22 protein-coding genes are annotated in these 22,536 nt (G+C 66.9%); 18 read left to right on the top strand and 4 right to left on the bottom strand.

Features of this window, described 5'->3' with window-relative positions:
- Nucleotides 1–10: 10 nt before the first annotated feature.
- On the bottom strand, nt 11–1,267 hold the full coding sequence (locus tag ACWRN3_RS16630) for a glycosyltransferase 87 family protein (protein ID WP_476741325.1): 1,257 nt from the start codon (nt 1,265–1,267) through the stop codon (nt 11–13).
- Nucleotides 1,268–1,295: 28 nt separating this feature from the next.
- Nucleotides 1,296–2,639, bottom strand: coding sequence for a glycosyltransferase family 87 protein (locus ACWRN3_RS16625; RefSeq protein ID WP_476741324.1), 1,344 nt, complete (start codon nt 2,637–2,639; stop codon nt 1,296–1,298).
- Between the two features lie 299 nt (nt 2,640–2,938).
- On the opposite strand from ACWRN3_RS16625, the gene ACWRN3_RS16620 reads away from it, so the two are divergent.
- Nucleotides 2,939–3,142, top strand: coding sequence for a hypothetical protein (locus ACWRN3_RS16620; RefSeq protein WP_159634846.1), 204 nt, complete (start codon nt 2,939–2,941; stop codon nt 3,140–3,142).
- Between the two features lie 106 nt (nt 3,143–3,248).
- Here the strand turns inward: ACWRN3_RS16620 and ACWRN3_RS16615 are convergent, their stop codons facing one another.
- A complete protein-coding gene (locus tag ACWRN3_RS16615) occupies nt 3,249–3,509 on the bottom strand; it encodes a DUF3072 domain-containing protein (RefSeq protein WP_476741323.1) in 261 nt (86 codons plus the stop codon).
- 138 nt (nt 3,510–3,647) lie between these two features.
- Between ACWRN3_RS16615 and ACWRN3_RS16610 the strand changes: the two genes are divergently transcribed.
- From ACWRN3_RS16610 to ACWRN3_RS16595, 4 genes are all read left to right on the top strand, one after another.
- Nucleotides 3,648–4,520, top strand: a complete 873-nt coding sequence (locus ACWRN3_RS16610) for an NAD(P)-dependent oxidoreductase (RefSeq protein ID WP_476741322.1) — start codon at nt 3,648–3,650, stop codon at nt 4,518–4,520.
- 195 nt (nt 4,521–4,715) lie between these two features.
- Nucleotides 4,716–6,086 carry an MFS transporter gene (locus tag ACWRN3_RS16605; protein ID WP_476741321.1) on the top strand — a complete coding sequence of 457 codons (1,371 nt, stop codon included), beginning with the start codon at nt 4,716–4,718 and terminating at the stop codon, nt 6,084–6,086.
- Nucleotides 6,087–6,234: 148 nt separating this feature from the next.
- Complete coding sequence (locus ACWRN3_RS16600; RefSeq protein WP_476741320.1) at nt 6,235–6,900, top strand: GntR family transcriptional regulator; 666 nt, start codon at nt 6,235–6,237, stop codon at nt 6,898–6,900.
- Nucleotides 6,897–8,066 (top strand): MFS transporter, encoded by a 1,170-nt coding sequence (locus ACWRN3_RS16595; protein WP_476741319.1) that lies wholly within the window; start codon nt 6,897–6,899, stop codon nt 8,064–8,066. Before ACWRN3_RS16600 ends, ACWRN3_RS16595 begins: the two co-directional genes overlap by 4 nt.
- 146 nt (nt 8,067–8,212) lie before the next feature.
- Here ACWRN3_RS16595 and ACWRN3_RS16590 read toward each other — a convergent pair whose 3' ends face one another.
- Nucleotides 8,213–9,013, bottom strand: coding sequence for an IclR family transcriptional regulator (locus tag ACWRN3_RS16590; RefSeq protein WP_324643673.1), 801 nt, complete (start codon nt 9,011–9,013; stop codon nt 8,213–8,215).
- A gap of 120 nt (nt 9,014–9,133) precedes the next feature.
- Between ACWRN3_RS16590 and ACWRN3_RS16585 the strand changes: the two genes are divergently transcribed.
- The 13 genes from ACWRN3_RS16585 to ACWRN3_RS16525 all read left to right on the top strand — a co-directional run bounded on the left by ACWRN3_RS16585 (nt 9,134) and on the right by ACWRN3_RS16525 (nt 22,530).
- Complete coding sequence (locus ACWRN3_RS16585) at nt 9,134–9,637, top strand: tripartite tricarboxylate transporter TctB family protein (RefSeq protein WP_255173907.1); 504 nt, start codon at nt 9,134–9,136, stop codon at nt 9,635–9,637.
- Nucleotides 9,638–9,639: 2 nt separating this feature from the next.
- Nucleotides 9,640–11,142 carry a tripartite tricarboxylate transporter permease gene (locus ACWRN3_RS16580; RefSeq protein ID WP_476741318.1) on the top strand — a complete coding sequence of 501 codons (1,503 nt, stop codon included), beginning with the start codon at nt 9,640–9,642 and terminating at the stop codon, nt 11,140–11,142.
- A 49-nt stretch (nt 11,143–11,191) separates the two neighbouring features.
- On the top strand, nt 11,192–12,199 hold the full coding sequence (locus ACWRN3_RS16575) for a tripartite tricarboxylate transporter substrate binding protein (RefSeq protein WP_255173909.1): 1,008 nt from the start codon (nt 11,192–11,194) through the stop codon (nt 12,197–12,199).
- A gap of 24 nt (nt 12,200–12,223) precedes the next feature.
- The gene (locus ACWRN3_RS16570; RefSeq protein ID WP_324643676.1) at nt 12,224–12,850 is read left to right on the top strand and encodes an RraA family protein; all 627 of its coding nucleotides are present in this window, start codon (nt 12,224–12,226) and stop codon (nt 12,848–12,850) included.
- A 43-nt stretch (nt 12,851–12,893) separates the two neighbouring features.
- Nucleotides 12,894–13,673 (top strand): NAD(P)-dependent oxidoreductase, encoded by a 780-nt coding sequence (locus ACWRN3_RS16565; protein WP_255173911.1) that lies wholly within the window; start codon nt 12,894–12,896, stop codon nt 13,671–13,673.
- Between the two features lie 79 nt (nt 13,674–13,752).
- Entirely contained in the window at nt 13,753–15,090 is a 1,338-nt protein-coding gene (locus ACWRN3_RS16560) for a TRAP transporter large permease subunit (protein WP_255173912.1), read from the top strand.
- 9 nt (nt 15,091–15,099) lie between these two features.
- Nucleotides 15,100–15,357 carry a hypothetical protein gene (locus ACWRN3_RS16555; RefSeq protein ID WP_255173913.1) on the top strand — a complete coding sequence of 86 codons (258 nt, stop codon included), beginning with the start codon at nt 15,100–15,102 and terminating at the stop codon, nt 15,355–15,357.
- Complete coding sequence (locus ACWRN3_RS16550; protein WP_255173914.1) at nt 15,354–16,334, top strand: cyclase family protein; 981 nt, start codon at nt 15,354–15,356, stop codon at nt 16,332–16,334. Before ACWRN3_RS16555 ends, ACWRN3_RS16550 begins: the two co-directional genes overlap by 4 nt.
- A gap of 196 nt (nt 16,335–16,530) precedes the next feature.
- A complete protein-coding gene (locus ACWRN3_RS16545; RefSeq protein WP_324643677.1) occupies nt 16,531–17,220 on the top strand; it encodes an HD domain-containing protein in 690 nt (229 codons plus the stop codon).
- A gap of 97 nt (nt 17,221–17,317) precedes the next feature.
- Nucleotides 17,318–18,112 (top strand): IclR family transcriptional regulator, encoded by a 795-nt coding sequence (locus ACWRN3_RS16540; RefSeq protein ID WP_324643678.1) that lies wholly within the window; start codon nt 17,318–17,320, stop codon nt 18,110–18,112.
- A 125-nt stretch (nt 18,113–18,237) separates the two neighbouring features.
- Nucleotides 18,238–19,515 (top strand): cytochrome P450, encoded by a 1,278-nt coding sequence (locus ACWRN3_RS16535; protein WP_476741317.1) that lies wholly within the window; start codon nt 18,238–18,240, stop codon nt 19,513–19,515.
- 5 nt (nt 19,516–19,520) lie between these two features.
- Nucleotides 19,521–20,600 (top strand): PEP/pyruvate-binding domain-containing protein, encoded by a 1,080-nt coding sequence (locus ACWRN3_RS16530; RefSeq protein WP_324643679.1) that lies wholly within the window; start codon nt 19,521–19,523, stop codon nt 20,598–20,600.
- Between the two features lie 67 nt (nt 20,601–20,667).
- Nucleotides 20,668–22,530 carry a PEP-utilizing enzyme gene (locus tag ACWRN3_RS16525; RefSeq protein WP_476741316.1) on the top strand — a complete coding sequence of 621 codons (1,863 nt, stop codon included), beginning with the start codon at nt 20,668–20,670 and terminating at the stop codon, nt 22,528–22,530.
- Nucleotides 22,531–22,536: the final 6 nt, after the last annotated feature.

Below are 22,536 nucleotides of genomic sequence, written 5' to 3'. Positions count from 1 at the left end.
ACATAAAAAGCTAGGCTTCCGCCGGCACCCGCGTGGACGTCTTGCGGCCCAGTTCCGCCGTGCGCTTCACCGACCACCACAGCAGCACCACCAGGAGCACGTTGCGGGTGGTGAGGATGGCCGCCATGACTGGGTGGGCGTGGATCAGCGGCGTATAGAACAGCGGGTAAATCACGAACGTGGTCATGGCGATGCCCATCAGCAGGGCAGCGGGTACCTTCCAGCGCTCCCAGTCGTGGGTCAGGCCGGCGATGATCACCGGAGCCAGCCAGATGATGAACTGCGGCGAGCCCACCTTGTTGAACACGATGAACGCGGTGACCATCATGAGGGAGCCCTCGAGGAACAGTTCCTCGCGCTCGGCGCCCCGCCGCATGGCACGCACCAGCAGGATGGCAGCGGTCACGGCGGCGAGGACCAGCAGCGGCTGCATCAGGAAAGCTGCAGTACTGGCTCCGGGGCCGTAGACCTCGGTGGAGTTGATGGCCGTGTTGTCCGCCATCTTCGAGCCGGCAATGTGGAAGACGCTCAGCCAGACCCACGGTGTGGAGAAGGTGGCCTCGAGCTGCATGCCGCGCTCGCCCTGGTTGAGCAGGAAGTCCATGATGTGCGGCAATCCGCCGGTCAGCCAGGTCCCCAGTCCAACGACGGCGGTCACGGCGGCGCCGGCGAGCACCACCTGGATGCGCTTGTGGCTGGCGATGACGATGGGTACAAGCACGGCTGCGGGCCACACCTTGATCCAGGTGGCCACGCTGAGCAGGACGCCGGCCACCACGGGCCGCTCGGCCGCGTAGAGCAGCGCGATCAGCACGATGGGTGCGGTGATGCCTTCCACCCGGGCGAAGCTCAGGTAGCCCATGAAGACGGTGAAGAACAGCCACCACCAGGCCGGGGCCAGGCCCGTCACCTTCCGCGGGCCGCGGGTGAGGTAGAGCAGGCCGACGGCGTTGAGCGCCGTGATGATCAGGAACCACACCAGCAGGTAGAGGCTTGGCCCGGCGATGTTCGCCAGGAAGATGGGGATCTGCGCCAGCACGGGGTAGACCCAGGGGCTGATCTTCCCGGTCAGGTCCGCCGGGTTGTACCCGGCCGTGGCCCATTGCCGGTACTGCTCGGTGTCGCTGAACGTGTCGCCGTTCAGGAAGAAGGACGCCATCCAGCCCAGGAAGTACAAGTGGACGACGGCGAAGCCCCACCACACGCTGGACGGGCGGGCGAACCAGTCCACTACCTTGGCCGGCAGGACTTTGCTGCGGACCGTCACCAAACGGTCAAAGAACCTTGTGGAAATCTCAGGTCTCCTTGAGCGCGGGGGCGGGTGCGGGGGTCTTCTTGCCCAGTGAATACAGGCGGCGGACGCTCCACAGGAACAGGACCACCAGCAGGACGTTGCGGATGGTCAGCACCAGTGCCATCCACGGGTTGTTGTGGCTGAGGGCGTCGTAGAAGAGGGGGTAGATGAAGTAGGTGGCCACGGCGATGGCGATCAGCATCAGTGCCGGGACGCGCCATTCGCGCCAGCTGTGCGCCAGGCCGACGGCGACGGCGGGGCCGAGCCACACCATGAACTGGGGCGACCCCACCTTGTTGAAGACCACGAAGGCGGCGGCCAGGGCGAGGGCGCCGGCGAGAAGCAGCTCGGTCCGGTCCACGCCGCCTGCGACTTTGTGCTGCTTGCCGTTGTGGAGCGCCCAGAAGGCCAGGCCCGCCACGAGCAGGGCGGCCAGGACCAGGAGCGGCTGCATCAGCACGGACATGGTGGCGGTGCCCGGACCGTCCACCTGCATGGAGTTGATGTCCGTGTTCATGTACATGCGGGAGCCGCCCACGTTCAGGACGGACAGCCAGAGCCACGGGGTGGTGAAGGTGGCCTCGAGCTGCATGCCGCGGTCGCCCTGCTGGGTGAGGAAGTTCAGGAGCTTGGGGACGCTGCCCAGGGCTGCTGCCAGCGCAACGACGCCCGCCGTCGTCGCGATTCCTGCCAGCACCACCAGCAGGCGGTTCTTGACGACGGCGAAGAGGGCCAGCATGATGGCCGCCGGCCAGACCTTCACCCAGGTGCCGATGGCCAGCAGGACCGAGGCGATGAACGGGCGCTGGACGCCGTATGCCAGGGCAACGAGGACCAGCGGTGCGGTGAGGCCGTCAACGCGGGCGAATCCCAGCCAGCCCATGAGGAACGTAAAGGCCAGCCACCACCAGCCCGCGGGGATGGCGTTGGTGATGCGGCCGCGTCCGGTGAGTTTCAGCAGCGCCCAGCCGTTGAGGAGCGTTGTCATGAGGACCCAGAGGAAGAAGAACGGTCCAGGACCTGCGAGGCCCGCAATGGCCATGGGGATCAGGGCCAGGATGGGATAAACCCAGGGGCTGGGGCCGCCCCGGAGGTTGGCGTCGTTGAAGCCGGCCATGGCCCAGTCGCGGTAGATAAAGGTGTCGCTGAATGCCTCACCGCGCAGGGAGAGTGAAGCTGCGAAGACCAGGAAGACAAGGTGGACCACAATGAAGCCGCCCAGCAGTCCGCGCCCGGAATTCAGTGCACTCCGCACGGGAGTGGGGAGGATGACGTTGCGGATCCTGGTCAGATTGCCGAAGAGAGCGTCGGTGGAAATGGCGGAATCCTTGTCAGGTCGTTGCACAGTCAGCGGTCGCGCAATAATGGCTCGGTGGGCCGCGAGGCGGGTTTCAAGGGCAGATGGAAGCCCCGAAAACCGGCTCCCACTCCCTTTCAACTCTAATTGACGGCGCCCTGCGGCCAGTAATTGTCAGGACAAAAGGTGGTGCCCAAGGCGCTGACCTGCGTCATTTATCTAAAGTTGCTGGCCCATTTTTGCTCAGGCACCATGGTCGAGGCGCGAAAGCGCCCACCGCCTATGCAGCCAGGGGGAGCGCTGGGCGGAGTATGCCCACCCATCCCCTGAAAGACACAGGCAATACCATGAACTTCCCCCTGACCCTCACCGTCTCCGACCGCCACAGCATGGACACCGAGCTCGACGCCGCGGTGGCAGCCGCCAAGGCCCATGCACTGATCGGCCGCCGCCACGGCATCCTGGTGACCCGCCACGGCGCCGACAAGTTCACGGTGGACCTCAGCGACGCCGTCCCCTTCGGCCTCACCCGCGAACACCAGGCCTGGTAGGCCCCTTCGGCCGGCGGCTGGCATAGCCGGCCCCCGAACTTGGCCTGCCACTGACGGCGGTGCCTTTGGCCCCGCCGTCAGTGCCGGCGTCGCCCGCTTGCCCCGTCTAGCTGCCGGTGCTGGTGTCCCCGTCGCCGCCCACGCGATTGCTGCGCTGCTGCAGCCGGTCGATGTGCTTTGACGCCTCCGCCTTGCTCAGGTCCGCCGGAAGTTCCTCCCCTGCCTCGCGTGCAAGGGTATCGAGGTAGCTGCGCTGGGCCGCCGTCATGGGCTCGTCCCCGGTCACCCAGTCTTCCGGGTCCCTGTTGAGGCCTGCGTTGGGTTCCGGTTCCGGGCTGCCGATCGTTTCCTGGTTGCTGTCGCTCATGGGTACGAGTCTAGGCCGGGGCGCAGACATTCCGCCGGAGCGTGCGTGCTGGAATGCCTCCCCTTGAATAAGTCGGGGAATCATGGAGACGTTGAGTAGGTAGACGCCAGACACCAACGCAGCCAGGAGAATGACTCGATGGATACCAAGCTCAAAGTCGCAGTGCTCGGGACGGGAATCATGGGAGCGGCCATGGCCCGGAACCTCCTGCGGGCGGGCCACGAGGTTTCGGTGTGGAACCGGGATGCGGCCAAAACGGAACCCCTGGCTGCTGACGGCGCCCGGCGTGCCGCCAGCCCGGCCGACGCCGTTGAGGCGGCCGACGTGGTCCTGACCATGCTCTACGACGCCGCTGCGGTGGAAGAAGTCGTTCGGGCTGCAGCCCCGGGCTTCCGGCCGGGCACGGCCTGGGTCCAGTCCACCACCGTGGGTGTGCAGGACGCGCCCGCTGTGGCCAAACTGGCCGCGGAGCTCGGCCTGGACCTGGTGGAGGCGCCTGTGTCCGGCACTCGCGCGCCCGCGGAAGCCGGCCAGCTTCTGGTGCTGGCCGCCGGGCCTGACGCGGTGCGACGGCGGGTGGCACCGGTGCTGGATGCCATTGGCGCCCGGACCATCTGGACAGGGCAGGACCCCGCGGAAGGGTCCGCCACGCGGCTCAAACTCGTGGTGAACAGCTGGGTTATTGCCGCCTCCAATGCGGCCGGCGAGGTGGTTGCCCTGGCTGAGGCGCTCGGCGTCGATCCGCAGCAGTTCCTCAACGTCATCGACGGCGGCGGCCTGGACCTTCCCTACCTGCGGACCAAGATGGGCCTCATTTTGGATGAGGGACTCGAGCCTGCGTCCTTCGCTGTGGATACCGCCTGCAAGGATGCACACCTGATTGTCGATGCCGCCGCCGAACAGGGGCTGAAGCTTGACGGCGCCGAAGCGTTCGCCGCCAGGCTGGACCGAGTGGCAGAACAGGGCCGTGCCAAGCAGGACATGGCTGCGGCGTACTTCGCGAGCCGGTAGCAGGGACGTCCCGGCGGCTCCACAGCAGGCCGGATAGCGCTTGCCCGTTGACGTAATGCACGTCACCTTCTATATTTGATGAATCGATTCAAGAGCTGACGCTCAAGCCCCTCTCCGGCGGTTTGCGGCGCAGACACCGCCACAACTGTTTCCAGCGGTTCCGGTTCCTTGCCAAAGAAGACGAAGGACAAGCACATGAGCACCACCCCAACCCGCGTGGCCCCTTCCAGCCCAGCTGCCGGTGCGGTTTTGCGGGATCCGAAGAAGGCGGCCATGAGCGGCTGGATCGGAAGTGCCCTTGAGTACTACGACTTCGCGCTGTACTCGCTGGCCGCCACGCTGATCTTCCCCACCATCTTCTTTCCCGCGGAAAACCCCACCGTCGGAATCATCGCCTCCCTTGCAACCTACGCGGTAGGCTACGTCTCCCGCCCGGTAGGCGCCGTCGTCCTCGGCGCCTACGGGGACCGGCACGGGCGCAAGAAAGTGCTCGTCTTCGCCATGCTGCTCATGGGCTTCGCAACTTTCGCGGTCGGGCTCCTGCCCACCTACGGGCAAGTGGGCCTCCTCGCCCCCGCCCTGCTGGTGATCCTCCGCCTGATCCAGGGCTTCGCGGTGGCCGGCGAACTCGGCGGTGCCAGCGCGATGATCGTCGAACACTCGCCGGACGCCCGGCGCGGCTTCTTCGCCAGCTTCAGCCTCCAGGGCACACAGGTGGGGTCAATCGTGGCCACCGCCGTCCTGCTGCCGCTCGCCGCCCTCCTCCCGGCTGACCAGTTCGGTGCCTGGGGCTGGCGCATCCCCTTCCTGCTCAGCGCCGTCGTCATTTTTGCCGGCTACCTCATCCGCCGCCGGGTGACCGAGCCCCCTGCCTACACCGCGGGTACCGAGGGAACCAAACACCGCTTTCCGCTCGCCGAGCTCCTGCGCACCCGGCCGGGCGCACTGCTCCGCTGCATCCTCATGACCTTCACCAACGTCATCGGCATGGCCACCCTGATCTTCGGCGTCTCCTTTGCCACCCAGAAGGGCTACGGCAACGGCTTCTCCAGCAGCGAGTTCCTGTGGGTGACGCTGGTGGCCAATATCGCGGCCGTGGCCACCATTCCGGTGTTCGGCGCGCTCTCGGACAGGATCGGCCGGCGGATGCTGATGGCGGCCGGCGGCGTTATCGGCGGCGTCCTGGTGACCGGATACCTGTGGGCGATCGAGCAGGGGAGCCTCCCGCTGGTCTTCGTCTGCGTGGTCATCGTGCAGGGCATCTTCTTCCAGATGTGGAACGCCACGTTCGCCACGTTCTTCCAGGAGCAGTTCCCCATGCGGATCCGGGTAACCGGCTTCGCTGTCTCGCAGAACATCGGACTCATGATCGCGTCGTTCTTCCCGAGTATCTTCACCGCCATCGCTCCTCCCGGCTCGGCCAACATCCCCCTGACCATCGGGCTGGTCACGCTCGGCATCTGCCTGGTCTCCGCGGTGGCCACCCTGATGTCCTCCGACACCAAGGGCACGTCTCTCGAGGACCTCGAGGCGCAAAAGACCGGACGAATCGCAGGCCGCGTTTAGGTCCGCAGTCAACCAGCCAGAAGGAGGGGCAGCGCGTGCTGCCCCTCCTTCTTCGTGGGCCGGGCCTGTGCCCCGGGCAGGGCGGCATGCGCGCAATGACGATTTGTATAGATGTATACAAGTATGATGACTGGCGGAGGTACAAACGATGCCAGAGTCACCCGCCCGGAACACCGGCGCACACTTTGTCTACCAGGAACTCAAACGCCGGATCCTGAGCCTTGAGCTGAAGCCGGGGGAGCGCATCTACGAACCGGCGATGGCGTCGGCGCTGCAGGTGAGCCGCACGCCGCTGCGCGAGGCCATCCGGCGCCTCATCAGCGAGGACCTGCTGGAACAACAGCCCACAGGCGGGGTGCTGGTGCCGGCCCTGGATGAAGCTGCCATATCAGAACTGTATGAGGTCCGCGCGGCAATGGAATCCCTGATGGCCCGCAACGCCTGCCTGAAAGCGACGCCCGCTGATATTGAAGCCTTGCACGGCATCCTTCAACGCAACGCCGCCATGGTCACGTTCGCCGACGATGCCATGCAGCAGGGCATGGCATTGCATGCCAAAATCGCCGCGATCGCCGGAAACTCCTGGGCCCGCCGTTTCCACGGTCAGATTTCCAGCCACATGGAGCGGTACCGGCACTTCACCAACAGCACGCAGGAGCGCCGGGACCAGGCCCTGGCCCAGCACCGGACCCTGGTGGATGCAGTGGCCGGCGGCGAGCCGGACAAGGCTGCCGCCATCGCGTTCGATCACGTGATGGGCGCCCGGGACGCCGCGGTGCGGGCCATCTCCGGCACCGCCACAACCGGCGCATGATCGGTGAACTCGGACGGCGCACGTCCACGGCCCTGCTGGTCCATTCCGCGCTTATTCAGGCCGTCACGTTCCTGGTCCGCCCGGCAGCCACCTACCGTGCATTGGAGCTGGACGTTCCCGGCTTCGCCCTGGGGCTGCTGGCCGCCAGCTACGCCGTCTTTCCGCTGCTGCTCGCCGTGCCCACGGGCGGCCTGGTGGACCGCCTGGGTGAGCGCCGGCTCATGGCGATCGGGTCCGCCGTCGTCCTTTCCTGCTCGGTCTTCCTGCTGCTGTGGGGCTCCTCGATCGTGGCCCTGGTCATCGGAACCGCGCTGCTGGGCGCCGGGCAACTGGCCTGCGTTGTGGGGCAGCAGGCGGTGGTGGCCAACAATGCCGCCTCGTCCCGGATGGACTCCGCGTTCGGATACCTGACGTTCGCCGCGTCCCTGGGGCAGGCGCTGGGGCCGTTGGCGATTTCCCTGGTGGGCGGCGCTTCCATCCGTCCCGATACCCAGGCGATCTTCCTCCTTTCGGTCGTCATGAGCCTGGTGCTGTTCGCCACCACCTTTGTTGTCCCGGCCCACGTCAGCGCCGGGAAAAGGAAGGCCGTTTCCGCCGGTACGGGCAGCGCGGTATCGCTGCTGAAGTCGCCCGGCGTGGCGCGAGCCCTGGCCACCAGCGCCACCGTCCTGGCCGTGGTGGACCTGACCATGGTCTACCTGCCGGCCCTCGGCGCCGACCGTGGACTCACCGCGGCAACCGTGGGCGCCATGCTGACGGTCCGCGCCGTCTTCTCCATGGTGTCGCGGCTCCTGCTGGGCCGGGTGTCCCGGAGGATCGGCCGGATGCGGCTGCTGGTGGTGAGCCTGGCCCTGTCCACCGCGGCGCTGGCAGCCGCAGCCATTCCCATGCCGGCGTGGCTGCTCTTCATTGTGATGGCCGTGCTGGGGCTGGGCCTGGGCATCGGCCAGCCCCTGACCATGTCGTGGCTTTCGGCGCAGGCACCGGCCGGGCAGCGGGGGCGGGCGCTGGCCCTCCGGCTCGCCGGCAACCGGGTGGGACAGGTGGTCCTGCCCAGTGCCATCGGCGTCGTTGCCGCCGGACTGGGCGCGGGCGGCGTGTTCCTTGCGTCAGCCGCCGTGGTGGGCGGGACGCTCCTGCTGCTCAGGGGAGTACAGCTGGACTAGCGCGTCCTCGCGTCACGCCGGGCATGCTTTCAGGCAACGCACGACGGCGGGTCCCCGGGTTTCCGGGGCTTCCCCGCCCATGGTGGGCCGAAAGCCTGCCGTGCGTGACGCCGTCGTCCGTCTTTTAGCGGCGGCGGACGGCGGGGTCAGTAGACGGAGCCCTCCAGCAGCTCAGAGAGCCGGCCGGCGGCGCGGCGCAGCTCGGGGACCCCGGCTTTCAAGGTCGCCTCACTGGCCGCTTCCACTGGGCTGGTGAGCGAGATCGATTCGGTGGGCCGGCCCGTCCGGTTGGGCACGGCCATGGCCACTGACAGGACGCCCGTGGCACGCTCATCGGCGGAGAACGCGAAGTCGGTTCCCGGCGCGGGGAGCCGCGCGCGCAGTTCCTTTGCCGTCAGGTCCGCGTCTTCCTGGCCGGCTGCCGCGGCTGCCGCCACCGCCTGCTGAAGTTCGTCATCGGACGCCGATGCGAGCAGGATCTTTCCTGCAGCGCCGAGCGTCAGGGGCAGCCGCTTGCCAAGCGGGAGGTCGTAGCGGAGGGGCGCCTCGCCGTCGACGCGGGCCACCAGGATGCGCTCGAAGCCGAGCCGTGAGTACAGCGACGCCGTCAGTCCGGTCTGCGAGGCCACCTGCTGCAGGACGGGGCGGGCGGCGACCACCAGGGGATCGTTCTCCAGGAAGCTCCGTGCGGCGGGCAGGACGGCGGGACCAATCCGGTAGGACTTATCCGTCTGGCTCACCATTCCGAAATCCTGCAGCACCCGGAGGATCCTCAGCGTGGTGGGCAGGCTCATGCCGCAGTTCCGCGCCAAGTCACTGAGCCGCTGCGGCCGTTCGGCCCGCTGCAGTTCGGCGAAGACCTCCATGGCCCTCGAGAGGGAGCGCATATTCGAGGACTTGGGGCCCTCTTCTGCCGTGCCGGCCGTACTGGAAGTCGTCATAGCCATTCTTTCATTCTATGTAAGTTTCTTGCGCTTGACAGTCCTTGTGTCTCCTGTCACTATTTCTCAGTACGCAATATAGTTTCATTCTATGAAATGCAATGACGCGCTGTGAAAAGGAAACTCATGACAACGGAGTCAGTCACGACAAAAGCAGGGAGCACCATCCGGGTCGCGCCCGGTGTGCTGGCGGGGATCGGCGCCTTCGCCGCCGTCGGCGTCTATGTCTTGGTCAGCTCGGTCGGCCTGGGGCTCTGGACCTCACTCGGCCCGGGCGCCGGAATGTTCCCCTTCGCGATGGGGACGCTGCTGGTGGCGATGTCGGCCGTCTGGCTCCTCCAGGAACTCCGCAGGCCCAGCGCCAGGGGTGCGGGCGTGGACAAGGAGGTGGTCATCTCCGTCGTGACCAGCCTCGTCATCCTGGCGGCCGTGATGGACCTGCTGGGCTTCCAGCTGAGCATGTTCGCGTTCCTGCTCTACCACCTGAAGATCCGTGGACGCCGGACGTGGGTGCCCTCACTGATCATCGCCCTGGCGGGAAGCGTCGGCGCCTTTTACGCCTTCAACTACGGACTGAACGTGGCCCTTCCCGTCTCGGCATTTACTCCGCTGAACCTGATCGGACTCTAGGCATGGAAACCCTCAACGAACTGCTTGGCGGCTTTGCCACCGCCATGACCTGGCAAAACCTGCTGTTTGCCTTCCTCGGCTGCCTGCTCGGCACCATCATCGGCGTCCTGCCCGGCGTCGGACCCGTCGCGGGCGTGGCACTGCTCATCCCACTGACGCTCAACCTCGACCCCGCAGGGTCCATCATCATGCTGTGTGCCATCTTCTACGGCACCCAGTACGGCGGAACCATTACCAGTGTCCTGCTGAACACTCCCGGCGAAGCCTCCTCAGCCATCACCACTATCGACGGCTATGCCATGACAAAGATGGGGAGGGCCGGAGCGGCGCTGACGCTGGCCGCCGTCGGCTCCTTCATCGGCGGCACCATCGCCACCGTCGGCTTGGTCGCCGCTGCCAGGCCGCTCGGCGAGATGGGCCTGCTGGTCGGGCCGCCCGAATTCTTCGCGCTCATGGTGGTCGGCATCTCACTGCTGGTCGCATTGGCTGGAAAGTCCATGGTCAAGGCCCTGATCTCCGGCGCCCTGGGCCTGCTGATCTCCATGGTGGGCATCGATCCCGTGGCTGGAGCGCCGCGCTTCACCTTTGGCATCGACAACCTGATGGACGGGGTCAGCTTCGTCGCCGTCATCGTCGGCGTCTTCGGGCTCTCCGAAATCCTCTCCTTCCGCCGGAACGAGCCCACCCCGGTGGTGCATGCCCCCGGTTTCCGGCAGCTGTTCCCATCCAGGACCGAATGGCGCCGCAGTGCACCCGCCATGGCCCGTGGCACGGGCGTCGGCTTCGGCCTGGGCCTCATTCCCGGCATGACCGGCTCCGTGTCCTCGCTCCTTTCCTACGCCACGGAGAAGAGGTTCTCCCGGTTCCGCCATGAACTCGGCAAGGGGGCCGTCGAAGGCGTCGCCGGTCCGGAGACCGCCAACAATGCCCACGCCAACGCTGCCCTCATCCCGCTGTTCACCCTTGGCATCCCCGCCTCGCCCACCATCGCCGTGCTGATGGGCGCGTTCCTGCAGCAGGGCCTCACCCCGGGACCCAGCCTGTTCACGGAACATTCGGAGATCGCCTGGGCCATCATCGCCAGCCTCTTCATCGGAAACGTCCTGCTGCTGCTGCTGAACGTCCCGCTCGTGGGCCTGTGGACCTCCATCCTCCGCGTGCCCACCCCGATCCTGACCGCAGTGATCCTCGTGTTCATGGTCATCGGGGCCTACACCATCAACTTCAGCGTCTTCGATGTCTACGTCATGATCGGCTTCGGCCTCCTTGGCCTGGCATTGCGGAACCTCGACATTCCGCTGGCCCCGATGGTGCTCACCCTGGTGCTGGGGCCGCTGATGGAACGCTCCCTGCGCGAATCCCTGGAAATATCCCAGGGCGACTTCACCGTCTTCACCAGCCGTCCCATCTCCGCCGTGCTGATCGGCCTTGGCCTGCTCATCATCTGCAGCCCCCTGCTCAAACTCCGCAAACCCAAGGCCCTCATGGAGGACCCGGAAGCCTGATTCCCCACCACAACCCACATTTCCCGCACCGCTTCAAAGGAGAAGAACCATGTCACGCAAGAAGATCTTCGCAGCCGTTGCAGCAGCGTCCCTGCTCGCCCTCACCGGCTGCGGCGCCAACGCCGGAGCCAGCAACTCCGCCGCAGCCGCCGGCGACTTCCCCAAGAAAGGCAAGTCAATCGACCTGATCGTCGCCTTCTCTTCGGGCGGCGCCGTGGACACCGCCGCCAGGCTCATCCAGCCGGTCCTCGAAAAGGAACTCGGCACCAACGTTGAGGTCATCAACAAGCCCGGTGCCGGCGGCCAGATCGGCTACACCGCCCTGACCAGCGCCAAGCCGGACGGCTACACCCTCGGCGCCACGGGATCCCCCTCGGTGGTGGTCTCACCCCTGGATCCGGCCCGCGGCGCGAAGTACACCAGGGACAGCTTCCAGCCACTGGGCCGGCAGGTGATCGACCCCACCGTCATCGCCGTCCAGCCGGACAGTCCCTACCAGACCCTGAAAGAGCTGCTGGAAGCGGTCAAGGCCAAGCCGAAGTCACTCACCGCCAGCACCACCGGCATCCAGACCGGCGAACACTTCGCCCTGGCCCAGATCCAAGAGAGCACCGGCTCGGAGTTCGCACCGGTCCACTTCTCGGAGGGGGCCTCGCAGGCCACCACCGCGTTCCTGGGTAAGCACGTAGACGTCCTGGTGGCCAACGTGAGCGACGTGAACGACCTCAGCAAGCAGGGCAAGGCGCGGGTGCTGGGCGTCATGTCCGGGGACCGCGCCCCCTCGCTGCCGGACATCCCCACGTTCAAGGAATCCGGCTACGACCTGACCGCCGGGACCGCCCGCGGCTACTCCGCTCCCGCAGGGCTCCCTGCTGACGTTGCCAAGAAGCTCGAAGCCGCCATCGAGAAGGCCATCGAGGACCCCGCCGTGGTGCAGAAGATGAAGGACCTGGGCCTGCAGACCAGCTACCTCAACGGCACCGACTACCAGAAGTTCTGGGCAGGCCAGGAAGACGACTTCAAGAAGGTCCTTCCGCTGGTCCAGAAAAAAGACTGACCCACAGCCCCTAAGGAACCGACCATGACAACTCCAGCCATTGACACCAGCGCCGACTTTGCCCGCCCCGACCAGGGGATCGTGGACCGGCTCGCCAAGCTGCCCGCTGCCAATATCGGTGACGCCATGGACCGGCTCGGCGTCGCGGACTCCGCCATCCAGGCCGTGTGGCCCGGTGCGAAGCTGGCCGGACCGGCGTTCACCGTATGGACCCGTCCCGGCGACAACAAGGGCATCCACGCTGCCCTGCAGCTGGCCCGTCCCGGAGACGTCATTGTGGTCGCCGGCGGCGCCGATGAAACCCGCGCCCTCCTTGGTGAACTGATCGGGGAGCGCGCCATCAACCTCGGCGTCGCGGGCTTCGCGCTGGACGGAGCAGCGCGCGACGCCGAGGCGCTGGGTGAGATCGGCATGCCGGTCTTCGCGCGGGCCACTTCGCCCGCCGGCCCCTACAAGGACGGCCCCTTCAGGCTGGGAACCGCCGTCGCCTTCGGCGGCGTCCCCGTCCTGCCAGGCGATGTCATTGTCGGTGACTCCGACGGCGTGGTGGTCGTCCCACGGGAGCAGGCCGCCGCCGTCGCCGAAGCCGCCGAAGCGGTGTTCGCGGACGAGTCCGGCCGCCGCCAGGCAATCGTCGCCGCCCGCAACTGAACCGCACCACCCCCACAACGTCCCAGAAGGAACAGAGCAAACCATGACAGCGTGCACCGTCATTGGCCTCGGCGAAGCCGGAGCCACCTATGCCGCAGCGCTCGCAGCTGCGGGCCACCAGGTCACCGGGTTCGATCCCGTGGCCCCCACCACCCCGGAGGGCGTGATTCGGGTGGCCACCGCGGCCGAAGCATGTACCGGGGCTGACATCGTCCTGGTGATGACCGGCGCTGCCGCGGCACGCAGCGTGGCGCAGGAGTGCCTGCCGGTCCTTGGCGCCGGCAGTGTCTATGCCGACTTCACATCCTCCTCCCCGGGCGTCATGCAGGAACTTGGACAGCTGCCCACCAAGGCCGGCTTTGCCGACGTCGCCATCCTTGGCCCGGTCTCCGCGCTGGGGGAAAAGACTCCGCTGATGGTGAGCGGTCCAGGCGCCCAGGCCGTTGCCGGCCTGCTGCGTCCCCTCGGCGTGCAGGTTGAAATCGCCGAGGGCGAGCCTGGATCGGCGATGGCCCACAAACTCCTGCGCAGCGTCCTCATGAAGGGCCTGGCATCCGTGGTGGTGGAAGCGGTCACGGCCGGTAAGGCAGCCGGCCTGGAGGACTGGATCCGGGGCCAGATCGCGAACCAGCTGGCAGGCGACGGCCAGGCTGTCATTGACAGGTTCCTCACCGGAACCGCCAAGCACGCCGTCCGCCGCTCCAAGGAAATGCAGGACACCGCCAGCTACCTCTCGGACCTCGGCGTCCCGGCCGAGATGACCACCGCCTCCGCCGCCGCCCTTGCCCGGATGACGCAGGACACGGAGCCGGCCTTGCGCTGACCGCGCAGCAGGGCACAATCAGGAACGGGAAATACGTGATTTCAACAGCAACCGGCATTCCACCGTCAGGAGCAGCAGCATGATCGGCATCTGGGCACTGGGCGCCTACCTTGCCGTCATCCTGCTTTGGACGACTGCAATCAAGCGCAGCGTGGGGGAGGCCATGATCCTGGGCTTCCTGGTGGTCCTGCCGTTTACCGGGGCCGCCGCGGCGCAGGTTGGGTGGTCGGCCTTCTATTCGGCGGCGACCGACGAGATTGTCTACGCCACCATGGCATTCGTCTTCATGGGCTACCTGTTGGATAAGGGCGGCGTGCTGGATCGGCTGATCGACCTGCTGAACTCGCTGATCGGCGGAGTTAAGGGCGGTCCGGCCTGGGTCTCCACGGTAGCCTCCGCAGGCCTGGGCGGAGTGGTCCACAACCAGGCGGCCATCGCCGCGACGGTGGGCTCAGTGACCATTCCCTGGATGGAAAAGTCCAGGCTCGACAAGCCTGCTGCCGCAACCCTCGTGGCCGGGAACGCCGGCATGGGCATCACCTTTCCGTTCAGTGCCTCCATGTTCGTCCTGGTCGGTTCCGCCACGGTGGGGCCCCTGCTGGACATCAACGCCCTCGTCCTTCCCCTGCTGTTCGGCGGCCTGTGGTGTTTCCTGCACCGGCTCATCGTCACCTGGATGCTCATCAGGAAGAGCGGGATGGCGCCGCTCGACGCCGCCCACCGCCTGTCTGTCCGGGCCGCCTTCGGCCAGGGGTGGGCCACGCTCCTGCTGTTCGTCGTCGTCGCCATTCCCCTGGCCATCACCTCCGGGTTCCTCACCCCGGCGCTCTCGGACTGGACCGGCGGTGACGTCAGCAAGTCCGTCAGCGTCATCGTCTGGATCCCGGTGGTCCTCCTCATCACCGGTGCGCTGTTGGGCAGGAAGCAGCTGCCCCGCACCGGGCGCGACTGGGGAAACCTGCTGCAGGGCTCGGCTCCGCGGTTCGGCATCGTGGGCGTCACCGTGCTCTTCGCCTTCGCCGGAGCCAACGCTCTGGCCGCCACCGGCCTTCCCAAGCAAATGACCGCCCTGCTGAACGGGATGAACCTTCCCCTCTGGCTGCTCGCCATCCTGATCGGGCTGATCGTCATCGCTGTCGCGGCCCCGCTGTCCGCCACGGCCACCATGGCCGCCGTCGGAACGGTCGGCGTCGCCGCCCTCGTCGCGGCCGGTGTTCCGGCCACCACCGCGGCCGTGGCTGTCCTGGTGTTCTCCTCCTGCGAGGCCGCGGTCCCGCCCGGCGGGGCACCGCTCTATGTTGCCTGCGGCATCGCGGACGTCAACCCCATCAAGACCTTCGCCCGCCTGCTCACCCACTATGCGCTGCCCCTGCTGGTCATCGGCGTGCTGATCATCCTCGGCGTCCTGCCGATCTAAGGAACCACCATGAACACATCCCGCAGGATCACCGGAACCGTCTTCACCCTCACCCTCGCAGTCCTCCTCATCGGCGGCGTCCTGTTCGTGGCCGGGCAGGCCGCGGGCCTTGTGGCCGGGCAAAACGGCTGGCTCGAGTTCTTCAACAACGTCATCAAACCGCCCCTCTGCATTGCCGCATCGGCGTGCGCGGTGGCAGGCTTCCTGCTCAGCTACGGGCAGCCCCGGAAAGAGGCCGGGGAGAAACAGGAAGCAACCAGCCGATGACTGCCCACAAACCATTTCCCACCTTCGCGGAACTCCTGGCGAGGGAGGGCAACCTGGCGGGAACATCCTGGGGCCTCTTTCCGGCCCCGGACAGGGGTACACCGTCCTTCATCACCCCCGCGGCCGTCCTGGAAGCCAGGAACAGCATCCGGACCGGCACCGTGTTCGGGTTGGACTATCCCGCTGACGCCTTTGATCCGGGCATGTCGCTCAAACGCGGTGCGCCCCGGCACACCATGTACTCCTCCCATCCGGCCCACCGGGACGACTATCTGGACGGGTACTTCCTCCAGGGATCGACCCAGATTGACGGGCTCCGGCACCGCCGGGCCGATGACGTGGGGTTCTACAACGGCGTCCCGGACCACCGGATCACCGAAGGCACCCGGGACCTGGGGATCCAGGAATGGGCCGAACACCCCATCACTGGCCGGGGCATCCTGGTGGACCTCGACGGATTCCGGAACGGCCTGGGCCAGCCCATAGACCACGCAGCCGGGGAACCTTTGGGCCTTGACCTGCTCCATGCGGCCCTGGAGTCCCAGTCCCTGGCCACCCGTCCCGGCGACATCCTCATGCTCCACACCGGGTGGTGCGAATGGTTCCTCGCGCTGGATCCGGGGGAGAAGCAGCGGCTCCGTGAGAGCCGGAAGGCAACGGGCGTGGCGCAGTCGCAGGAGTTCGTGGCCTGGGCGTGGGACAGCCGGTTTGCCGTGATTGCCGCCGACAACTTTGCCTTCGAGTGCCTCCCCGCGGTCCCGGGAAGCCCCTACCGGGAGTCCGCGTTCAACGACCACGGCATGATGCACCAGCAGCTCCTGGCCAAGCTTGGCCTGCCCCTGGGCGAGCTGTGGCGGCTCGGCCCGCTGGCTCGGCACATGCGCAGCACGGGCAGGTGGGACGCGTTCATCACCATCAAGCCGCTGAACATCACCGGCGGCACCGGCTCCCCGGCCAACGCCACCGCCATCGTGTGAGCTGAGGCCGCGCCGCGTCACGCCGGGCATGCTTTCAGGCAACGCACGACGGCGGGATCCCGGGTTTCCGGGGCTTCCCCGCCTATGGTGGGCCGAAAGCGTGCCGGGCGTGACGCCGTCGGCCGCCACAACACCCGGTTCCACTGGACAGAAGCCACCCGTTGCCCGTGGGCCGGTTGCCGGGCAGGCTGTGTGAATGACGAAGCTGCAGCCCGCCGCCAACCATTCAGGCCTCGACGCCGACGCTGTTGCCTCCGGGATCGAGCCGAACCCCGCCGGGGTCATCGCGCTGGAACCGGCGCTGGCCGGGATCTGGGAACTCGCTGCGCCGTACTTGACGATCCGGGACAACGACGCCCATACCCTGTACGCCTTCGGCCTGGCCCGCGCCCTGCTGGACGCCCACCCGGACGCGGACGCCGCCGTCGTGCTCCCCGCCATCCTGCTGCACGACATCGGCTGGTCACAGGTCCCGCCCGGCGACGTCCTGGCCGCCATTGCACCGGGCGGCGGCAGGCCGGACCTGGTGCTGCTGCACGAAAAGGAGGGGGCGCGCCTGGCCGCGGACATCCTCGCGGAGTGCCGTTACGACCGCACCAGGATCCCCGCCATCCTGAACATCATCGACGGCCACGATTCCCGGCGGGAGGCCCTCTCCATCGAGGACGCCATCGTCAAGGACGCGGACAAGACCTGGCGCCTCAGCCCGCACGGGATCGACACCGTCATGGACTGGTTCGGGCTGGACCGCGGACAGGCCCTGCGGCTCTGCTCGCAGCGCGTGCACGGCCACCTGTTCACCGCAGAGGCCCAGGCAATGGCGCGGGCACTGTCGGCACTGGAATCGGTCACCCTCTGGCCGCAGCGGCAACGCCTGCTTGGCTGAACTGGAAACCGGCGCGGCCCGGAGCCGTTCCCGCGCTTAGACTCTTTCCGGACGCTGCCGGCACCCTGGGCCCAGCGCCAGGAGCGAGGAGGCCCCCATGGCCGGCGGCAGCCGCGACCCCGGACGCACCGTGACGTCCAAAGTGCTGTCCATCCTGGAAGCCTTCGAGACCTCCCGCGGCGCCCTGAGCCTGACCGACATCGCGGACAAATCCGGGCTGCCGCTCAGCACCGCGCACCGCCTGGTGAACGAACTGACCGACTGGGGATTCCTGTCGCGGGAACCGAACGGCCGCTATCAGCTGGGCATCCGGCTGTGGGAGCTGGCGCAGAACACCGGCCGCCAGCTGCGAGATGCCGCCCATCCCTACATCCAGGACCTGTTCTCGCTGACCGGCGAGACGGCACACCTGGCCATCCGGGCCGGCAATGAGGTCCTTTACATCGACCGCGTTTACGGCTCCAAGCGCGTGCCCCGCGCATCCCGGGTGGGCGGCCGCCTGCCCATGCACGCCACCGCCGTCGGGAAAGTCATCCTGGCGTTCGAAGACGACTGGGTGCGCGACGCCTACCTGCACCGGGACCTGGAACGCGCCACCGCCCACACCCACATCGACCCGCAGAAATTCACCGCCGAGCTGGCGGACATCCACGCGCAGGGCTACGCCACCACCCTCGAGGAAGTGCGGCTTGGCTCATGCTCCATCGCGGTCCCGGTGTTCCATACAGGCCGGATTGGCGCCGCCATCGGCCTGGTGCTGCCCACCGCCCAGGCGTCCACCATGACCAGGTACCTTCCCGTCCTCAAGGGCATATCGGCCCAGATCGAAAAGGCCACAGCACGCATCCCCCTGGAGACACTGATCGGCGTCCACAAAGGACCTCGCGGCTGAGGCCATTCGTTTCCGTCCAGTGGAAGCCCGCGCTGTCCCTGCCCGGTGATGTGGACCACACTGGTCACTAAGAACCCCCCGCCGCCCTGAGGCGCCGGACGGAGCCAAAGTCACCAGGAGTCACCATGTCATCGTCGACAGAAACGGCTGGCCGCTGTCCTTTCGGGTACGGCGCCGAAGCCCCCGCCGGGCACCACGGCTACGAACCCTTCCAGATGAAGGATCCCTTCACCGCCTACGCAGAACTCCGGGCCGAGCAGCCCGTGATGTTCGATGAGCGTATCGGCCTCTACGTCGTCTCCCGCTACGACGACATCAAAGCCGTCTTCGAGGACTGGGAAACGTTCTCCAGCGAGAACGCACAGGCCCCGGTCCGGGAGCGGGGACCCGCCGCGAAAAAGATCATGGAGGACGGCGGGTTCACCGCCTACTCCGGCCTGTCCGCCCGCCGTCCGCCGGAGCACACCCGCATCCGCGCCGTGGTGCAGAAGGCCTTCACGCCCCGCCGGTACAAGGCCCTGGAACCGTTCATCCGGCAGAACGTGGTGGACCTGCTCGAAAAGATGCTTTCCCGTGAAGAGCGCCGCGGGGACCTGGTCAAGGACCTGGCCTACGACGTTCCCACGATCACCATCCTCACCCTGATCGGGGCCGACGTTTCCCAGGTGGACACGTTCAAGCGCTGGTCGGACTCCCGGGCCGCCATGACCTGGGGCGACCTCAGCGACGAACAGCAGATCCCGCATGCCCACAACCTGGTGGAGTACTGGCAGGAATGCCTGCGCCTGGTCCGGGTGGCCCACGAACAGGGCGGCGACAACCTCACCGCAGACCTGGTCAAGGCCCAGCAGGACGGCGCCGAGATCTCGGACCACGAGATTGCCTCGGTCCTGTACAGCCTGCTCTTCGCCGGCCACGAGACCACCACCACCCTCATCTCCAACGCCCTGCGCGAGCTCCTGGCGCGACCGGAGCAGTGGCAGCAGCTGGTGGACGATCCTAAGAAGATCCCCGCCGCGATCGACGAGGTCCTCCGCTACGCAGGCTCCATCGTCGGATGGCGCCGCAAGGCCCTGAAAGACACCGAGGTGGGCGGCGTTCCCATCGAGAAGGGCTCGCAGTTGCTGCTCCTGATGGGCTCGGCCAACCGCGATGAAACCAAGTTCACCGCCGGCGAGGACTTCGACATCACCCGGCCCAATGCCCGCGAGCACCTTTCCTTCGGATTTGGCATCCACTACTGCCTGGGCAACATGCTCGCCAAGCTCCAGGCAAAAATCGCGCTCGAGGAAGTGGCCCGGCTCGCCCCCAGGCTGCAGCTCGACGCCCCGGAGGACATCGCCTTCCGCGAAAACCTCTCCTTCCGTGTTCCCGAGACCGTTCCTGTCACCTGGAAGGCCTAAGCACCATGCACAGCAATGACTATGTCCAGTTCTTCGACGGCGGCATTGAGCCGAAGCTTGAAAACCTCGGCGGCAAGGGCGCGTCCCTGGTCACCATGACGTCCGCCGGCATGCCCGTTCCGCCCGGATTCGTCGTCACCACCGCGCAGTTCGATGCCTTCATGGACGAAGCCGGCATCACGGCGAAAATCCACGAACTGCTCGCCGGCCTCGACCCGGAGGACACGCGGCAGGTGGACCAGGTGTCCGCAGCCATCCGCGAGGACATTTGCTCCCGCCCGGTACCGGAGGCCCTGCGCAGTATGACCATTGCCGCTTATGAATCGCTGATGGCCCGCTTCGACGCCCCCGTCCCGGTGGCAGTGCGCTCCAGCGCCACCGCCGAGGACCTGCCGGACGCTTCCTTCGCCGGCCAACAGGACACCTACCTTTGGCTGGATGGCGTAAAGGCAGTCACCGACCACATCCGCCAGTGCTGGGCGTCGCTCTACACCTCCCGCGCCATCATCTACCGGCTCAAGAACAGCATCCCCAACGAAGGCCTGTCGATGGCCGTAGTGGTGCAGAAGATGGTCAACTCCAAGGTCTCCGGCGTGGCCATCACCATGGACCCCACCAACGGCGACCGGTCCAAGATCACCATCGATTCCTCCTACGGCGTGGGCGAGATGGTGGTCTCCGGCCAGGTCACCCCGGACAACATCGTGCTGGACAAGGTGACCCTCGCCGTCGTCAGTGAGCACCTGGGCGACAAGCACGCCGAGCTGGTCCCGGACGCCGGTGCCAAAGGGCTGGTTGAACGCGAGGTCGACGACGAACGCCGGGGCCGCCGCAGCCTCACCGACGCCGAGCTCACCGCCGTCGCCCAGATGGCCAAGCGGGCCGAGAAGCACTACAAGTGCCCGCAAGACATTGAGTGGGCCCTCGACGCCGACCTCCCGGACGGCGAAAACCTGCTCCTCCTGCAGTCCCGGCCGGAAACGGTCCACTCCTCCAAGCCCGCACCGGTGACCGCGCCCCAACCGGTCGTCACGGGCGGCTACTTCAGCGGACTGAGCACCCCCGCGCTCAAGCCGACTGCCTGACCCCCATCCGAGGCTTCACCCCCACCAAGGCTCACCGCCGAGCCCTCCTGAAAGGACCGCCATGTCCATGAAGTCGTTCCCCAAGCCCTCCGAGCTGCCGGTTCCCGCCGGGGCCGAAGGCTGGGAAAAGATCTACCCCTACTACCTGGTGTTCCAGGACAAGCTCAAGGAGCAGGAGGACGCCAAGTTCTGGTTCTGCGACAGCCAGCACTGGCCCACCGTGTTCAAGCCCTTCGAGACCATCGGCGGCGAATTCGCGGTCAAGTGCCTGGGCCAGTACAACGCCCGGCACCTGATGATCCCCAACGCCAACGGCATCGAGTTCCGCATCCACCTGGGGTACCTCTACATGTCCCCCATTCCCGTCCCGGAGGATCAGATTGCCGCCCGTGTGCCGCTGTTCGAGCAGCGCGTCGGCCACTACTTCCAGAACTGGGAGCAGCTGCTCAAGGAATGGCACGTCAAGGTCAAGGGCACCATCGCCGAGATGGAGACCATTTCCTTCCCCAAGCTGCCGGCCATGGTCCCCATGGAGGACATCACCTCCGGCAAGGGCAAGGACGGCTCCGAGAAGCTCCTGGAAAGCTACGACCGCCTCATCCAGCTGGCCTACCAGAACTGGCAGTACCACTTCGAGTTCCTGAACCTGGGCTACATCGCCTACCTGGACTTCTTCAACTTCTGCAAGCAGGTCTTCCCGAACATCCCGGACCAGTCGATCGCCAGCATGGTCCAGGGCGTGGACATGGAACTGTTCCGCCCCGATGACGAGCTCAAGCAGCTCGCCAAGCTTGCCGTCGAACTGGGCCTCCAGCCCCACTTTGGAAACACGGACGACGTCGAGGCTACTTTGGGTGCCATCGCCGCCGCCCCGGGCGGGGACCGCTGGCTGGCCCAGTACGAAGGTGCCAAGGACCCGTGGTTCAACTTCACCGTGGGCAACGGCTTCTACGGCCACGACAAGTACTGGAACGTGAACCAGGAAATCCCGCTGGGCTACATCGCCGACTACATCCGGCGCGTGGACGAGGGCCAGGAGATTATGCGTCCCGTCGAGGCCCTCATCGCCGAACGCGACCGCATCATCGAGGAATACCGTGACCTCCTTGAAGGCGAGAACCAGGCAGTCTTCGACGCCAAGCGCGGCCTCGCTGCCACCGCCTACCCCTACGTGGAGAACCACAACTTCTACATCGAACACTGGACCATGGGCGTCTTCTGGCGCAAGATCCGCGAACTCTCCCGCATGATGCATGCCGAGGGCTTCTGGACCCAGCCGGACGACCTGCTCTACCTGGGCCGCAACGAGGTCCGCGACGCCCTCTTCGACCTGGTCACCGGGTGGGGCGTGGGTGCCAAGCCCATCGGCCCCGACTACTGGCCCGAAGAGATCGAACGCCGCCGCGGCATCGTGGACGCCCTCAAGACCGCCCGCCCCGCGCCGGCCCTGAACACCCCGCCGGCATCCATCACCGAACCCTTCACCCGGATGCTCTGGGGCATCACCACCGAACAGGTCCAGCAGTGGCTGGGAGCCGGTGAAGAAGTGGAAGGCGGCGGACTGCGCGGCATGGCCGCCTCACCCGGCGTGGTGGAAGGCCTGGCCCGCGTGGTCACCGACGCCGACCAGCTCTCCGAGGTGCAGCAGGGCGAAATCCTGGTGGCCACGGTGACGGCTCCCTCCTGGGGTCCCATCTTCGGCAAGATCAGCGCCACGGTCACGGACATCGGCGGCATGATGAGCCACGCCGCGATCGTGTGCCGCGAATACGGCCTGCCTGCCGTCACCGGCACGGGCTCCGGATCCACCACCATCAAGACCGGCCAGCGGCTGCGTGTGGACGGCACCAAGGGCACGGTCCAGATCCTGGACGCCGAGGACGACCTCGTGGTTGCCGGACCCGGCGCCCACAGCCACAGCCATGTCTGAACGGGA

The organism is Pseudarthrobacter sp. rb (assembly GCF_056389225.1).
The sequence above is the reverse complement of the archived record's forward strand: the minus strand, read 5'-3'. Positions and strand labels throughout refer to the sequence as shown.

Bases quoted from the DNA above. Each gene is read 5' to 3' on its own strand.
- ACWRN3_RS16600 (WP_476741320.1), top strand. From the start codon at position 6,235: ATGCCAGAGTCACCCGCCCGGAACACCGGCGCACACTTTGTCTACCAG.
- ACWRN3_RS16585 (WP_255173907.1), top strand. From the start codon at position 9,134: ATGACAACGGAGTCAGTCACGACAAAAGCAGGGAGCACCATCCGGGTC.
- ACWRN3_RS16525 (WP_476741316.1), top strand. From the start codon at position 20,668: ATGAAGTCGTTCCCCAAGCCCTCCGAGCTGCCGGTTCCCGCCGGGGCC.
- ACWRN3_RS16555 (WP_255173913.1), top strand. From the start codon at position 15,100: ATGAACACATCCCGCAGGATCACCGGAACCGTCTTCACCCTCACCCTC.
- ACWRN3_RS16605 (WP_476741321.1), top strand. From the start codon at position 4,716: ATGAGCACCACCCCAACCCGCGTGGCCCCTTCCAGCCCAGCTGCCGGT.
- ACWRN3_RS16535 (WP_476741317.1), top strand. From the start codon at position 18,238: ATGTCATCGTCGACAGAAACGGCTGGCCGCTGTCCTTTCGGGTACGGC.
- ACWRN3_RS16580 (WP_476741318.1), top strand. From the start codon at position 9,640: ATGGAAACCCTCAACGAACTGCTTGGCGGCTTTGCCACCGCCATGACC.
- ACWRN3_RS16540 (WP_324643678.1), top strand. From the start codon at position 17,318: ATGGCCGGCGGCAGCCGCGACCCCGGACGCACCGTGACGTCCAAAGTG.
- ACWRN3_RS16615 (WP_476741323.1), bottom strand. From the start codon at position 3,509: ATGAGCGACAGCAACCAGGAAACGATCGGCAGCCCGGAACCGGAACCC.
- ACWRN3_RS16610 (WP_476741322.1), top strand. From the start codon at position 3,648: ATGGATACCAAGCTCAAAGTCGCAGTGCTCGGGACGGGAATCATGGGA.
- ACWRN3_RS16560 (WP_255173912.1), top strand. From the start codon at position 13,753: ATGATCGGCATCTGGGCACTGGGCGCCTACCTTGCCGTCATCCTGCTT.
- ACWRN3_RS16575 (WP_255173909.1), top strand. From the start codon at position 11,192: ATGTCACGCAAGAAGATCTTCGCAGCCGTTGCAGCAGCGTCCCTGCTC.
- ACWRN3_RS16590 (WP_324643673.1), bottom strand. From the start codon at position 9,013: ATGGCTATGACGACTTCCAGTACGGCCGGCACGGCAGAAGAGGGCCCC.
- ACWRN3_RS16595 (WP_476741319.1), top strand. From the start codon at position 6,897: ATGATCGGTGAACTCGGACGGCGCACGTCCACGGCCCTGCTGGTCCAT.
- ACWRN3_RS16545 (WP_324643677.1), top strand. From the start codon at position 16,531: ATGACGAAGCTGCAGCCCGCCGCCAACCATTCAGGCCTCGACGCCGAC.
- ACWRN3_RS16530 (WP_324643679.1), top strand. From the start codon at position 19,521: ATGCACAGCAATGACTATGTCCAGTTCTTCGACGGCGGCATTGAGCCG.
- ACWRN3_RS16570 (WP_324643676.1), top strand. From the start codon at position 12,224: ATGACAACTCCAGCCATTGACACCAGCGCCGACTTTGCCCGCCCCGAC.
- ACWRN3_RS16550 (WP_255173914.1), top strand. From the start codon at position 15,354: ATGACTGCCCACAAACCATTTCCCACCTTCGCGGAACTCCTGGCGAGG.
- ACWRN3_RS16620 (WP_159634846.1), top strand. From the start codon at position 2,939: ATGAACTTCCCCCTGACCCTCACCGTCTCCGACCGCCACAGCATGGAC.
- ACWRN3_RS16565 (WP_255173911.1), top strand. From the start codon at position 12,894: ATGACAGCGTGCACCGTCATTGGCCTCGGCGAAGCCGGAGCCACCTAT.